The following is a 14,499-nucleotide window of genomic DNA, read 5'->3' as shown; positions in this document are numbered from 1 at the left end:
AACGCTAGCCCAGCCCCGAACGCGCACTCACCGAAGGGCTACTGACCGGTGAGGCCCGATTCGGTGACGCCCCGCACGAGGTGGCGTTGGAGCAGGACGAACACCAGCACGATCGGCAGGATGGACACCGCCGCCGCCGCGAACAGCAGCGTGATCCTCGGGTTCTGCGAGGTGAGCAGGCTCGACAGCGCCACCTGCACGGTCCACGAGGACGAGTCCTGCGCGATGACCAGCGGCCAGAGGAACTGGTTCCAGCTGCCGATGAAGTCGATGACCGCGACGGCGGCGAGCACGCCGGCCGAGTTCGGCAGCACCACCCGCCGGAACACGCCCCACCGGGACAGGCCGTCGAGCCGGCCCGCCTCCTCCAGCGGCACCGGGAAGTCCAGGAAGTACTGCCGGAACAGGAACACGTTGAGCGCGCTGAACAAACCGGGCACGACCAGCCCGCGCAGGTCCGACAGCCAGCCGAGGCTGGAGACCACCACGAACGACGGCACGAACGTGACGGCGGTCGGCACCAGGAGCGTCGCCACGATCGCGTACCGCACCGCCGGCTCGCCCCGGAACGGGATCCGGGCCAGCCCGTAGCCGGCGGGCGCGCACAGCAGGAGCTGGCCCGCCGTCTGCAACACCGCGACCACCGTCGAGTTCAACAGGCTGCGGGCGAACGGGATCTCGTCGTCGGCGAACACCTCCGGCACCGCCGCCAGACCGGCCCGCAGCAGCAGGACGAACGGCAGCAGGAACAACACCGCCGCGACCGCCAGCGCGATCCCGCGCGCCACCGTCCGAAAAGGACTGCGATGTCCGACCGGCCCCATCAGTCCGCCCTCCGGAACACCCGGCCGGACAACAAGGTCGCCAACGCGATCACCAGCGCCAGCACGACCGCGCCCGCGCTGCCCCGCCCGAGGTCCTGGCCACCCGACCCGAGCGCGGTGTAGTACAGGTACACCAGCGGCGGCCGGGCGAACGGCGGGTAGCCGCGCGAGTCGCCGAGGATGTTGTAGAACTCGTCGAACGCCTGGTAGGCGTTGACCAGGTTCAGCACGAGCACCGCGACCAGCACCCCGCGCAGGCCCGGCAGCGTGACGTGCCGGAAGCTCTGCCACCCCGGCGACGCGCCGTCGATCCACGCCGCCTCGTACCGGTGCGCCGGGATGCGTTGCAGCGCCGCGAGGAACAGGATCAGGTAGAAGCCGACCTGCAACCACAGCCGGGCGGTGACCAGCACGACCCAGTACAGCGGCGGGTCGACCGTGCCGATCCACGCCTGCGGCGCGACGCCGAACCAGCCGAGCGCGGAGTTGGCCGCCCCGCTGTCCAGCCCGGAGAACAACGACGTCCGCCACACCAGCGCGGCCACCACGTAGGAGCAGGCGAACGGCAGGAAGAACACCGACCGGAAGAACGCCTTGGCCACCCGGACCTGGTCCACCAGCAGCGCGAGCCCGAGCGACAGGGCCACCGTGACCGGGATGACGAAGGCGGCGAACGCGGTGAACGTGCCGATGCTGTCCAGGAAAGCCCGGTCGGTGAGCATGTCGGTGTAGTTGGCGAACCCGACGAACTCCGTCGGCGTCACGGTGTTGCGCGCGTCGAAGAAGCTCAGGTACGCGCTCCACCCGATGGGCACGTAGGTGAAAACCAGCAGCCCCAGGGCGAACGGCCCGACGAACGCCCAGAACGCGAGCGCGGCGCGCCGCCCGGTCACCGGTCGAGCCGCGCGATCTCGGCCCGTGCCACGTCGAGCGCGCCGCGCACCTCCCTGGCCGCGTCCGCGCCCTGGCGCGCGATCCGGGACACCGCGTCGGACAGCGCCGTGTTCGCCCGCGCCGACCACCGCGCGGGGCCGGCGATCCGGCCGCCCCGCGCGACCAGGGCGACGACGTCCGAGCCGGGCCCGGAGGTGAGCCGCTCGGCCTTCGCCGCGAGGCCGCGCCGGGCGGGCAGGTGCGCGCCGAACGCCGTGGCGAACTCGGTCTGGTAGTCGGACTTCTCCACCCACAGCCACTTGACGTACGCCTTGGCCGCCTCGACGTCGGCGCTGCGCGCGTTGACCATCGCGCTGAACGCCCCGACCGGCACCGAATCCGCCCCGGCGGCGTCCAGGCGCGGGAACGGCAGCACGCCGACGTCGTCGCCGTGCGCCGCGACGATCTTCGGCAGGTTCCACAGCCCGGTCCACTGCATCGCGACGAGCCCGTCCACGAACGCGCCGGGGTCGGCCCAGTCGGTGGGCGCACCGAGCAGCAGGCCGCCGCCCTGGTTCAACTCGCGCAGCCTGCCGAACGCGGTCGCCGCGCGCGGGTCGTCGAAACCGGGCGCCTTCCCGTCCGGGGACAGCAGGTCCAGGCCCGCGGACCACAGCAGCGGCGCGGTGAGCACCGCCACGCCGCCGTCGTTGCCGGCGAACAGGCCGCGCACTCCCCCGGCGGTGAGCCGTTTCGCGGCGTCCAGGAGTTCGTCGACGGTGGTGGGCGGGGTGACGCCGGCCTGCCGCAGCAGGCTCGGCCGGTAGTACAGCACCTGGGTGTCGATGGCCTGCGGGATGCCGTAGAGCCGGCCGTCCACGGTCTGGCTGTCCAGCAGCGCGCGGACGAAGTCGTCCCGGGTGTCGCCGAGCAGGTCGTCCAGCGGCACGACCTGCTTCTGCCGCACCCAGTCCACCTTGACCTGCGCCTCGAACACGTCCGGCACAGCGCTGTTCTGGAGCGCGGTGACGATCTTGGAGTCGTAGTCGCCGGGGTTCCACTGCACGTCGACCTCGGCGTGCGGGTAGGCGGCGGCGTAACGGCGCACCGCGTCCTGCACGCCGTCTTCGCCGTACGCGTGGTACCAGTGCCGCAAGGTGCCGGCCGCCGACCCCTGCCGGCCTGTGTCCGAACCACACGCCGAGAGCCCCAGCAGCCCGGCGACCAGCAAGAACGACCGACGATCAAGCCCCGCACCCATCGCACACCCCCGAATCGGACCTGTCCGGATTATCGGAGCACGACGATCACGTGTCGATCAGGTCCCACATCGGAGAACACCCTTGCGCACCAACCCTCGCCGTGCCGGCCGCGAAACGCGCCCGATTCGGGTGAAGTCGCCCGCCGGACGGCCCGTGACCGCGTGCGCCGCGGTCACGGGCCGGTCGATCAGCTGGGGAACACGAACCAGTAGAACGACGCGCTCGCCTTGGCTCCCGCGCTGTCGGTCACGGTGACCGACGGGTGGTAGTTCGCCCACGTCGTCGGGGTGCCGCTGATCAGGCCCGTGGAGGCGTTGACCGTGACGCCGGCGGGCAGGCCGGTGGCGGTGAAGCGGTAGCCGCCGCTGCCCCCGTCCGCCCGCAGCTGGACGCTGACCGGCTTGCCCCTGGTGGTGGTCTGCGAGCCGGGGTCGGCCAGGGTGAGCTTGGTCGTGCCGCCGCCGGTCACCGTCAGGGTGTAGGTGGCCTGCCGGGTGACCGTGCCACGCGTGCCGCTGATGGTGATGCGGTGCTCGCCGGTCGGGGTGGACGCGGACGTGGCGATCTTCAGCGTGGAGCTGCCGCCGACCCCGATCGCGGACGGGGTGAACGTCGCGGTCGCGCCGGAGGGCAGGCCGGTGGCGGACAAGGTGATGTCGCCGGTGGGCGGGGTGCCGCCGTTGACCTGCTCGTTGGCCCAGTCACCCATGACGCCCCACAGCTTGCCGTGGGCGTTGTAGGAGGCGCAGTCCGTGCGCAGCCACGAGAACACGCCCCAGATCTTGCCGTTGTAGTAGTACGGACCGCCCGAATCGCCCTGGCACAGCCCCGTGCTGCCGGTGCCGTAGCCGTCGCAGAACATGTAGCGGGCGTCGAACTGCGAGTTGATGTTCTTGCAGTTCTGGTCCTCCACGGTCGGCAGGACCACTTCCCGCAGCTTGCTGTTGCGCTGGGCGTCCTGCGCGTCGGTCTTGCCGTAGCCGATGGCGGTGCCGCGAGTGCCGACCGGCAGGCTGTCACCGGAGCGGGCGATGGTCGGGTAGGCCGTCCCGGACGGCACCGGGATGTCGGTCTTGGTGAAGATCACCGCGACGTCCCAGCCGGTGCGCCAGCCGTCGCTGGGGTCGTAGTTGGGGTGGGTGCGGTACTCCTCGACCTCGATGCGCGTGCCCGACGCCGTGTCGGCCAGGTCGTCGCGGCCGTAGACCAGGTACTTCGGGTCGCCCTCGGAGAACTTGCAGTGCGCGGCGATCAGCACCGCGCGCTTGGCCACGACCGAGCCGGTGCAGGACTGCTCCTGCGGGCGGACGCCGCCGGTCCGGTGCTGCGAGATGATGAACGGGTACTTCGCCACCGTGGTCGGCGTCCCGCCGATGACCGCCGGGCCCGCGCCCGCGTCGATCCCGCCGGCCCTGGTGACGGCGCTCGCGCCGACCGTGGTCGACACCGACGAGCCGGCCGGGACGGAACCGTTGGCGGGGCTGGTGGTCAGGCTGAAGTCACCGGGGACCTGCCCCTTGACCGTCAGCGTCACGTCGGCGCTGTGCGTGGCGTCGGCGCTCTTGCCCGTCACGCCGACCCGGTAGGTGCCGGGGCTCGCCGACGCCGACGCGCTGAGCGTCAGCTTGGCCGAGTTGCCCGCCGTGACCGAGGTCGGCGCGAACGCGGCCGTCACCCCCGAGGGCAGGCCGCTCGCCGACAGCGCCACGGTCTGCGCCGACCCCCGGGTGACGGTCGTGGCGATCGTGGTGTCCACCGACGCGCCCGGGTCGGTGGCGACCGACGACGGGTTGGCCGCGATGGCGAAGTCGTTGCCGGGCTGCGGTGCGTTCGGCACGTGCAGCAGGCGGTTGGGCGTACCGGTGCGGATGTTGGTCATCTTGCCCGTGGTGGCGTTGTCGACCACCCACTTCTTCAGCTCGGCGGGCGTGGCCGACGGCTGTTCGGCCAGCCGCAACGCCATCGCGCCCGCCACGTGCGGCGCGGCCATCGACGTGCCGGACTTCTGGCCGTAGGAGGTGTCGGAGGTGTTGACCGACGAGTCGATGTTGCTGCCCGGCGCGAACAGGTCCGTGCACGGGCCGTCGTTGGAGTCGCCGGCGCGCTGGTCGGAACTGGTCGCGTTGGCCACCCGCACACCGGTGTCGACGCGGCTGCCCGGCCCGTAGTCGCACGAGTTGCCGCCGTTGTTGCCGGTGATCAACGCCCACTGCACGCCGGACGCGACCGCGCCCTTGATCGCCTCGACGCCGACCGTCGGGTCGTCGGCGTAGACGCTCATGTTCACCACGGCCGGCTTCACGGCGTTCTTGGCGATCCACTCGGCGGCCACGACGATGTCGCTGTCCTTGCCGCTGGACTGGCAGTCGAGGATGCGCACCGCCCAGAGGTTCGCCTTCTTGGCCACGCCCCGGGTCTTGCCGGCCGCGATGCCCGCCACGTGCGTGCCGTGGCCCTGCTTCGCGGAATCGCAGTCGTTGCCGTTGGTGGGCGGGACGACGAAGTCCGCGGCGTACTTCGCGCGGCCCTCGAACTCCTGGTGGGTGAACCGGATCCCGGTGTCCACCACGTAGATGTTCACGCCCGCGCCCGCGTTGGCGGGGTAGTTGTACTTCTTGTCCAACGGCAGGTCGCGCTGGTCGACGCGGTCCAGGCCCCAGTTGGGCGGGTTGTCCTGGACGTCGGCGGCCCGCGCGGTGCCGGACTGGATCACCGATTCGACGTCGGGGTTCGCGGCGAGCCGACGGGCCTGCCGCGCGTCGAGGTCCTCCACCACGAAGCCGCGCATGACCTTTTCGAGCACGTGGGTCGCGGTGCCGCCGTAGCGGCCGGTCAGGGAGTCCGCGGTGCTCGCCGCACCGGCCGCGCCGGTGCGGTCCTTCAGCTTGACGATGTACACGCCGGGCACGGGGCTCTTGGCCGCGACCCGCACCTCGCCTTCGGGTTCGGCCGCCGAGGCCGGCGCGGCGAGGGCCGCCATGGCCACCATCGCCAACGCGGTCACCACCGCGAGCAGTGAACGTGGTTTGCAGGGCATTGATCACTCCTTTTCCGGCTCCGCACCCGTATTCGGCCCGGAGCGTGGAGACCGGAAATTAGTCGGCGGCGATCAATACCTGAAGTGCTCTGTTCCCCGTCCCTCCCGCCCGGTTTCCCGAAACGAAACCGCAGGTCGGCGGGCAGGTCGGGAAACAGTTTTACGGTGTTTCACCACTCCCACCGCACGCCGATGGTCCCCGGCCGCACCGCCGGCGTCACCGACGCGGTGGTCCCGGTCGCGCTCAACCACAGTTCCTCGACGTGCTGTTCCGGACCGCGCAGCCCGCTGCGGTCGTAGCGGCGCACCCGTCCCGGCGGCCGACCCGCGAACCGCAACTGCACGGTGTAGAGCCCCACCGGGCGCGGGAACCGCCGGTAGACGTGGTCCAGCGGCTGCCCGTCCGGCAGGCGGACCTCGTACTCCAGCACCGTGTACTCGCCGTGGTCCAGTGGCCGGTCGAACAGGAACTCCGCGACCATCGACCGGTTCGACGAGTCGCAGCGCACCCGCCCGCGCCGCGCGTGCGCCACCCCGACCAGCTCCGGTGGCGCGTACGCAGCGTCGTCCACCTCGTGGCACACCAGGTGCCGGTCGACGCGGTCGGCGGTCGCCCGCAACACCAACCGGGTCCGCTGCCGACGTTGCCCGGTGTGCTCGTCGAGGATCACCGTGTCCCCGACGCTGAGCAGTTCCAACTGCCCGTCCGGCGAGGTGTCCAGCCCGGACAGCAACGGACCGCACGACGGCCACAGCGCGCGCCGTGACAGCGTGCCCGGCGGGCGGCCTGCCGAACGTCCACGCGGCCTGCGTGCGCCCAACAACGCCACCAACGACGCCGTGGGCAGGCCGAGGAGTTGTTCCAGCCCGCTGAGCGCGGCGAGGGACTCGGCGCGCTCCGGGCGGCTGCGCCCGTTGCGCCAGTAGGAGATCGCCGTGCGGCTCACCGTGACACCGTTGGCGGCCAACCGGCCGCACAGGCGGTCGAGGGTCAGCCCGGACGCCTCGATGGCCGCGTCCAGCGCCACCTCGAACGGTCCGGTGCGCAGCAGCCGTTGCACTTCTCTGTTCATCGTCCGTCCGTTCGCCATCGGTGCCCGCAGCGAAGAGATGCCCAAGCTAGACGGCGATCGCGGCTGCGGGAAGGGCAGCGCCGGCCACTGGCCAGAACTGGCCGCCGCCGTAGACTGGGCCGGTGGACACCGTGGACGCGGGGTTCCTGGAACCCGTCGGGTTGGGCCCCACCGAGGGGGCGGTCTACCTGCGCCTGCTGCGCAAGCCCCGGTCCGACGCCGGCGAACTGGCCGCCGCGCTGGACCTGCCGGTCAGCCGCCTGATCCGCGCCGCGGCGAACCTGATCGCGGCCGGCCTGGTCACCAAGCTCGCCGGCCGCCCGGCCCGCTACGTCCCCGCGCCGCCGCAGGTCGCCCTCGACGCGCTGGCGCTGCGCCGCACCGAACAACTCGACCGGCTGCGCACCACCACCCACCGCCTCGCCGCGGCGTACGAGGCCGCGCCGCGCGGCGAGCCGGGAGACCTGGTCGAGCTGCTGGAAGGCGGCCCCGCCGTCCGCCACCACATCGCCCAACTCCAACTGGCCGCGCGGGAGGAGGTGCTGCTGATCGACTGCCCGCCGTACCTGGGCGGCGCGCCCGAGCGCAACGTCGCGGAACTCCAGGCCCTGCGCCGCGGCGTCGCCTACCGCGCGATCTACCACATGCCGACGCTGGAGGACCCGACCCGCCTGGCCGAGGTCGCCACCTACACCGAGGCCGGCGAGGACGCACGGGCGCTGCCCGACGTGCGCATGAAGATGATGATCGCCGACCGCCGGACGGCGTTGGTGCCGCTGAGCTTCGACCCCGTCGAGACCGGCGTGCGCATCCTGGTGCACCCCTCCCCGTTGCTCGACGCCCTGGTCGCCTGCTTCGACCTGCTGTGGGACCGGGCCACCCCGATCGGCGCGGCACTGCGCGGCACCCACCGCGACAAGGAGGTGCTCGCCCTCCTGGCGGCCGGTATGAAGGACGCCGCGATCATGCGCTCGCTGGGCATGACCCAGCGCACGATGACCAGGAGGATGGCCGCCCTGCTGGACGAGCTGGGCGCCACCACCCGCTTCCAGGCGGGCATCCACGCCGCCCGACGCGGCCTCGTCTGACCTCGCCTCGCCGACCCCGGTCGCCCAGTACGCTGGATCCGGTCGGTCAAGGCATCCGGGGGGACCCATGACGAGAGTCGCCGTCATCGGCGATGTCGGCGGGCACGCCGACCAGTTGCGCCAGGCGCTGAGCCGGCTCGGCGCGGTCGACGGCAGGCTGCCCGAGGACCTGGTGGTGATCCAGGTGGGCGACCTGGTGGACCGAGGCCCGGACAGCCGGGGCGTGCTGGACGTCGTCGGCCGCCTGCTGGACGAACAGCCGCGCCAGTGGATCCAACTGGCCGGCAACCACGAGTCCCAATACCTCCCCGGCGGCACGGTGTTCTGGCCGGACCCCCTGGCCGAAGCGGACCGGACCCGCCTGCGGCAGTGGTGGACGAACGGCCGTCTGCAGGTCGCCACCGCCCTCCGCACCGCAGATGGCGACGACGTCCTGCTGACCCACGCGGGCCTGACCGTCCCCTGCTGGGAGGAGCTGGGCAAGCCCACGTCGGCACGCCTGGCGGCGGACCTCCTCAACGACCGCCCCGAGCTGATCTGGCGAACCGGAGCGCACGGCCGGGACAGCCAAGCCGGCCCGCTGTGGGCGGAATCGGGCACCGCGCTGCACGAACCGTGGATGGCCTGCCGCGACATCGTCCCGTTCGACCAGGTCCACGGCCACTCGACCATCGTCCGCTTCGCCACCCGGGACTGGCACTGCGCCGGCCGGATCCGCCAACGCGCAACCGTCGACTGGGACGCCCGCCACGTGCGGGTACGCGTCGCGGGACGCCAGTTCATCGGCGTGGACCCCGGCCACGGGAAGGCCGGCGCACCGCTTTGGCGACCGTTGACCTTCGACCACGCCACCCTCCACACCTCGACGCCGGAGCACCACGGGTAGTCGCGGTGGTGGCGGCCTGCGCTCAGTTGTGGTTGACCGGCCAGGCCGCAGCGGGATCGCAGTGCGCCGGGCAAGCCAGGACGTACAGCTCGGTACCGAGGAAGAGCAGGTACTTGTCGTCGTCGGACGCGTCGGCCTGGGCGGGCCGGCCGGGCAGCTTGTCGAACCCGGTGTTCTCGGGCAGTTGACACACGTACACCAGGTCGACGCCGCAGGGGCAGCGGTAGGACTCGCGCTCCTGGATCCAGGACGGGACGCCCCCGATCTTGAACTCGCGCAGGCCGATGCCGTGCTCGGCGAACTCCTCGTCGGTCACCCGGCCGCCGACCGTCCGGTTGTCGGCGAGCTTCCGCTCGGGCCACCAGATCGCGAGGCGCTCGGTGCCCGGCCCGACGGTGAGCCGGCGCGGTCGCAGGTTCGGCTCCGGGCCCTCGGCCGGACCGGTGTCGTCGCGGTGGAGGAGGATCCGCCAGAACGCACCGGGGTGGTTGCAGATCGGTGGCCGTTCCCAGAACCTCTCGGGAAGCCGCTCGGCGTGGCCCTCCGGCACCGCCGCGTCGTTGTGCGCGGGGCACTGGAAGACCAACAGGTGGTCCCCGCCGAAGGCAGGGATGTCCGCCGGTACGTCGAACTGGAAGAACAGGACCATCCGCTCGCCGCAGAAACACACCGGCCACGACGCCCCTGCCGGGAGGATCGGCCACCCGCCGATCGTGTTCCGGGAACCGGCGTCGACCGGGTCGTCGGTGCGCTCGACCAAGTACATCGGCATGTCGGACTCACGGACCAGAGGATCGCTCACCACACCACCCTAGGTGATCAAGCCCGATACGCGGCCGGCCGCCCACCGAAGCCGTTGCCACAGAATAAGTCCACTGTAGACAGACAAGGTCGAACCACGACCCGTCCGACCGTCGGTTCGGGGCACTACTGCTCGCGCGAGGCCACCGGCGACGACGGGACGTCACCTCCTCGTTCCACTGCCGGGATCACGGCGTGGGTTGTGCCGCCGGTCGCGTCGAGTCCGGCCCGGTTCTTCGGCATGAGGGTCGTCACGACAAGACCCAGCACCCCCACGGCGGCCGACACCACGAAGGCGATGGCGAACGCCGAGTGGTCAGGGTGGCCCTGCCTCTGTTCCACCCCCGCCAGGAACCCGGCCGCGATCTGGGTTCCGAGAGCGGTGCCGAGGGAGCGCGCGATGGTGACGATCGCCGTCGTGACTCCCACCCGCTTCTCCTCGGCGCTGTCCGCGCCGATGACGAACACCGCCGTCGACGCGGCCGCAATGCCTGCCCCGGCGGTGATCAGGACGAGCACGATCTGCCACAACTGCGTCGACACGGACCCCAGCGCGGCGCTGACGCACAGCAGCACGCCGGCGGCGACGGCCACCACCGTCGTCCCACGCGACTTCACGACGACGCCCGACAGCACCGACACGACGATCGCCGCGCCGTACCCGACGCACAGGAGCAGTCCGATGGTGGTGGTCGAGGCACCCAGCCCGAAGCCGCTCCCGGCGGGCGCGGCGAGTTGCTGAGGAATCAGGTACACCACCGTGCCGTAGGTGAACCCGAAGGCCACCGTCACGACCACCGTGGTCCACATGCGCCGACTCCCCATCATGGACAGGTCCACCATCGGCTCACTGGTGCGGCGCTGATACCGGGCCCACAGCGTGAACACGGCCACGGTGACGAGGGCCACCACCAGCGTGGGCAGCGCGACCCACCCGTTGCTCGCGGCGGTGGAGAGCCACGCGGTCAGCGCCAGGAGCCCGACCGCCAGTCCGAGCGCGCCCAACCAGTCGATGCGGCCCCCTGCGGCCGTCGCCGCGTCCTTCGGCGTCACGATCGTGAAGGCCGCTGCGCCGAGGAGCACCAACCCGGTGGGCACCGCGTACATCGCCGAGCGGGACAGTCCTTCCGCCATCGGGCCGGCCAGCACCACCCCGAGCGCACCGCCGGCCACCACGACCGCGCCGAGAAGCCCGGTCGCGGTCTTGAGCCGGTCCGCCGACAGCGTGGTCCGCAGCACCACGAAGGCGACCGGGAGGAGCCCCAGCCCGAAGCCCTGGAGGAACTGCCCGGCGACGAACAGGGGGAACACTTCGGCCAGGGCCGACAGCGAACCGCCGAGCACCACCACGACGGTCAGCCAGATCAACGTCGGGCGGGCGCCGTAGGTGTCGGCGACGCGTCCGGCGATGGGGGTGATCAGCACCGTGCTCAGCGTCAGGGCGACCGCGGCGAGCGCGCCCACGTCCGCGCCGACCCCGAACTCCCGCTGCACCAGGGGAAGCGCGGGCACGATGATGCTCTCCAACGCGGCCACCGCGGCGATGAGCAGGGTCAGCGTCGCGACCCGCACCGAGGAGCGCGCGCCGGCGGCGTTCGCGGCCGCCCGGCTCGTGACAGGGGACATGGGCGTTCTCTTTCGTCGCAGCGGTAAGCCGGTACCTTGCATTTCGTTACGCGTATCGATATTGTTCGGGCATGGTAGTCGAACCGGGCCGCAAATCAAGGGCCGGACGTCCGAAGGCGGCCGACAAGGCGCAGATCATCGAGGTCGCCGCGCAGATCGCCGACGACGGCGGCCTGGAGGCCGTGTCGTTGCGCGCGATCGCCGACCGACTGGGCACCTCGCCGATGTCGGTGCACCGGACCACCGGCGGCATCGACGCGTTGCGCCGCGAACTGGTCTCGACGCTCGTGGGCGACGCCATCAAGGCCATCGACTGGCCGACGGGGTGGAACGAGACCTGCCGGACGTTCGCCCGCGCGTTGCGCGACCTGCTGATGCGTCATCCGCTGGTGCTCGAAGCCCACCGGCAGGCCGCGCTGGAGGCTCCGGGCGCGGACGACATCGCGCACCGGATGGTCCAGGCGCTGCGGGACGCGGGGCTCCGCGACGAAGAGGCCGTGTACGCGTACGCGACGCTGCACGACTTCGTCACCGGCCACGTCTCGATCAGGCTCGGGCGCGGCGATTTCGAGACGGCCACGACCTCCCCGGAGCGGCGCGCCGCGTCGGTCTTCGTCGACCACCACGACTACGACCAGCGCTTCGAGGCGGGAATCTCCTTGCTGTTGAGCGGAATCGGCGCGGCCCTCGCCCGGCAGGTGCGCCCGTGACAGCGCCGTCCGAGGTGACGCTGCCCGAGACGCACTCGATCTTCGACGGCTCCGGCCGCCGCATCGCCTGGTGCGAGTACGGCGACCCGGACGGGCGGATCGCGATCGGTGCCCACGGCACGCCCGGCAGCCGCTACCAGGGGATCCCGTTGCACGAGTCGGCCGCCGAAGCCGGTTGGCGGCTGGTCTTCCCGGATCGGCCCGGCTACGGGCAGACCTCGCCGCCGGGCGGAGCGCCGCGGCCGGACCCGGGCTTCCACAACTGGGACGACGACGTGCTGTCCCTCCTCGACCACTTCGGCCTCGACCAGGCCCCGCTGCTCGGTTTCTCCGGCGGAGGCGGCTACGCGCTGGCGTTCGCGGCGCGGTTCCCCGCACGCGTGCAACGGCTCGTGCTCGCCTGCGCGATGGTCCCCGGCACGCCCAGGGAGACCCTGCGGCGGCGGATACGCCTGGTCACCGCGCTTTACGCGACGGCGCGGTGGGCACCCGGGATCGCGGGCGCGATGCTGGCCGGAACCGGCGTCTTCGCCCGCACCCGGCAGAACTCCGTCTCGGCGTGGCCGGCGGCCGACCAGGCCGTCATGAACGACCCGGTGGCGAAGCGGAACTCCGAGCTGGACGGCCGCGAGGCCAAGGCCCAGGGCACCGCGGCGGCGGTCGCCGACCTGCGCCGCTACGACCACGAGCTGCCGGAACCGCTCGAATCGATCACCGTGCCCACGGTGTTCCTGCACGGGGACGCCGACGGGAACGTCCCGGTCGAGGTCGCCCGGCACGCCCAGCACAGGATCGCGGGCGCCACCCTCGACGTCATCCCCGGTGCCGGGCACCTGTTCCCGGTCCAGGACCCGGCACTGCTGATCCGGGCGCTCCGATGACCCGGATCGGCGTGTTCGACCTCTTCACCACCGGCATCGGACCGTCCAGCTCGCACACCGTCGGGCCGATGCGGGCGGCGCGTGACTTCGCGTCGGCGATCTCGGCCCGACGCGCCGGGCGGGTGATCACCTCGCTCCAGGTCGACGTCTACGGCTCGCTCGCCGCGACCGGCCTGGGCCACAACACGTTCGGCGCGATCCTGCTCGGGTTGGAGGGCAACGACCCCGAGCGCGTCGACCCCGGCTACGCGCACGGCCGGGTGCGGGAGATCGAGGCGGGCAGCAAGCTGCGCCTGGCCGGCGGGGAACTGGACTTCACGACGCGGGACCTGCGGCTGCACCCGCTGCTCGTGCGTGGCGCGCACGCCAACGAACTCCGGTTCCGGGCGTCCTTCGACCAGGGCGTCGACGTCGACGAGACGTACTACTCGGTCGGCGGCGGGTTCATCGAGAAGCACGGCTCGACGCCGCCGCCGGGTGGGCACGCGGAGGAGCCCTTCCCGTTCGACTCGGCCGCCGAACTGCTGGCCCGCTGCTCGGAATCGGGGCTGTCCATCGCGGAGATCATGCTCGCGAACGAGCGGAGCGAGCGATCCGCGGCCGACGTGCGGCACGGCGTCCTGCGGCTCTGGACCACGATGCGCGAGTGCGTCGAAGCCGGGTTCCGCACGACGGGGATCCTCCCCGGCGGGCTGCGGGTGCCACGACGGGCGGCCGGGATCGTCGCCCGGCTGCGGGCTTCGGGCGAGACCAGCGAGCTGGAATGGGCGACGGCGGCGGCGATGGCCGTGAACGAGGAGAACGCCGCCGGTGGCCGCGTGGTCACCGCGCCCACCAACGGAGCTGCGGGAATCGTTCCCGCCGTGCTGTTCTCGGCCCTTCGCGCCGGCCACGGTCACGGCGACGAAGCCGGAGCCGTGGTCGACTTCCTTTTGACCGCAACGGCAATCGGCGTGCTGTACAAGAAACGCGCCTCGATCTCCGGTGCGGATGTGGGTTGTCAGGGCGAGGTGGGCTCGGCCTGCTCGATGGCCGCCGCCGGCTACGCGGCCCTGGCCGGCGGCACGCCCGAGCAGATCGAGAACGCGGCGGAGATCGGCATGGAGCACAACCTGGGGCTCACCTGCGACCCGGTCGGCGGGTTGGTGCAGATTCCGTGCATCGAGCGCAACGGGATGGCCGCCGTCACCGCGATCCAGGCCGCGCGGGTGGCGCTGCACGGCGACGGACGCCACCACGTGTCGCTCGACGCGGTGATCGAGACGATGCGGCTCACCGGTGCGGACATGGACGCGAAGTACCGGGAGACCTCACGCGGTGGCCTGGCGGTGACAGTGGCCCAGTGCTGACTGCCCAGTGCTGACTGCCCAGTGCTGACTGCCCAGTGCTGACCTGCCCGGCCGGGCTTGGGCCGTCGGGGTGGTAGACCCGCTACGGA

12 protein-coding genes are annotated in these 14,499 nt (G+C 72.0%); 5 read left to right on the top strand and 7 right to left on the bottom strand.

Annotated features, from left to right (window positions below):
- Nucleotides 1-38: 38 nt before the first annotated feature.
- The 5 genes from AC0HI0_RS03430 to AC0HI0_RS03410 form a co-directional block, all read right to left on the bottom strand.
- On the bottom strand, nt 39-824 hold the full coding sequence (locus AC0HI0_RS03430) for a carbohydrate ABC transporter permease (protein WP_480930766.1): 786 nt from the start codon (nt 822-824) through the stop codon (nt 39-41).
- Complete coding sequence (locus tag AC0HI0_RS03425) at nt 824-1,717, bottom strand: carbohydrate ABC transporter permease (protein WP_480930765.1); 894 nt, start codon at nt 1,715-1,717, stop codon at nt 824-826. The genes AC0HI0_RS03430 and AC0HI0_RS03425 overlap by 1 nt, the downstream gene beginning before the upstream one ends.
- Nucleotides 1,714-2,958 carry an ABC transporter substrate-binding protein gene (locus AC0HI0_RS03420; RefSeq protein WP_480930764.1) on the bottom strand — a complete coding sequence of 415 codons (1,245 nt, stop codon included), beginning with the start codon at nt 2,956-2,958 and terminating at the stop codon, nt 1,714-1,716. Before AC0HI0_RS03420 ends, AC0HI0_RS03425 begins: the two co-directional genes overlap by 4 nt.
- 188 nt (nt 2,959-3,146) lie before the next feature.
- On the bottom strand, nt 3,147-5,996 hold the full coding sequence (locus tag AC0HI0_RS03415) for a S8 family serine peptidase (RefSeq protein ID WP_480930763.1): 2,850 nt from the start codon (nt 5,994-5,996) through the stop codon (nt 3,147-3,149).
- 170 nt (nt 5,997-6,166) lie between these two features.
- Complete coding sequence (locus tag AC0HI0_RS03410) at nt 6,167-7,069, bottom strand: XRE family transcriptional regulator (protein WP_480930762.1); 903 nt, start codon at nt 7,067-7,069, stop codon at nt 6,167-6,169.
- 122 nt (nt 7,070-7,191) lie between these two features.
- On the opposite strand from AC0HI0_RS03410, the gene AC0HI0_RS03405 reads away from it, so the two are divergent.
- Both AC0HI0_RS03405 and AC0HI0_RS03400 read left to right on the top strand, forming a co-directional pair.
- Nucleotides 7,192-8,157 carry a helix-turn-helix domain-containing protein gene (locus tag AC0HI0_RS03405; RefSeq protein WP_480930761.1) on the top strand — a complete coding sequence of 322 codons (966 nt, stop codon included), beginning with the start codon at nt 7,192-7,194 and terminating at the stop codon, nt 8,155-8,157.
- 67 nt (nt 8,158-8,224) lie between these two features.
- Nucleotides 8,225-9,043, top strand: coding sequence for a metallophosphoesterase (locus AC0HI0_RS03400; protein ID WP_480930760.1), 819 nt, complete (start codon nt 8,225-8,227; stop codon nt 9,041-9,043).
- A 22-nt stretch (nt 9,044-9,065) separates the two neighbouring features.
- On the opposite strand, the gene AC0HI0_RS03395 is transcribed toward AC0HI0_RS03400, so the two are convergent.
- Both AC0HI0_RS03395 and AC0HI0_RS03390 read right to left on the bottom strand, forming a co-directional pair.
- Nucleotides 9,066-9,845, bottom strand: coding sequence for a hypothetical protein (locus tag AC0HI0_RS03395; protein WP_480930759.1), 780 nt, complete (start codon nt 9,843-9,845; stop codon nt 9,066-9,068).
- Nucleotides 9,846-9,970: 125 nt separating this feature from the next.
- A complete protein-coding gene (locus AC0HI0_RS03390; RefSeq protein ID WP_480930758.1) occupies nt 9,971-11,470 on the bottom strand; it encodes an MFS transporter in 1,500 nt (499 codons plus the stop codon).
- Nucleotides 11,471-11,541: 71 nt separating this feature from the next.
- Between AC0HI0_RS03390 and AC0HI0_RS03385 the strand changes: the two genes are divergently transcribed.
- From AC0HI0_RS03385 to AC0HI0_RS03375, 3 genes are read left to right on the top strand one after another with little or no spacing between them, the layout of a single operon-like run.
- Nucleotides 11,542-12,180 carry a TetR/AcrR family transcriptional regulator gene (locus AC0HI0_RS03385; protein ID WP_480930757.1) on the top strand — a complete coding sequence of 213 codons (639 nt, stop codon included), beginning with the start codon at nt 11,542-11,544 and terminating at the stop codon, nt 12,178-12,180.
- Complete coding sequence (locus AC0HI0_RS03380; RefSeq protein ID WP_480930756.1) at nt 12,177-13,061, top strand: alpha/beta fold hydrolase; 885 nt, start codon at nt 12,177-12,179, stop codon at nt 13,059-13,061. Before AC0HI0_RS03385 ends, AC0HI0_RS03380 begins: the two co-directional genes overlap by 4 nt.
- The gene (locus AC0HI0_RS03375) at nt 13,058-14,410 is read left to right on the top strand and encodes an L-serine ammonia-lyase (RefSeq protein ID WP_480930755.1); all 1,353 of its coding nucleotides are present in this window, start codon (nt 13,058-13,060) and stop codon (nt 14,408-14,410) included. Before AC0HI0_RS03380 ends, AC0HI0_RS03375 begins: the two co-directional genes overlap by 4 nt.
- Nucleotides 14,411-14,499: the final 89 nt, after the last annotated feature.

This window comes from Saccharothrix sp. NBAS 001 (assembly GCF_056640475.1).
The sequence above is the reverse complement of the archived record's forward strand: the minus strand, read 5'-3'. Positions and strand labels throughout refer to the sequence as shown.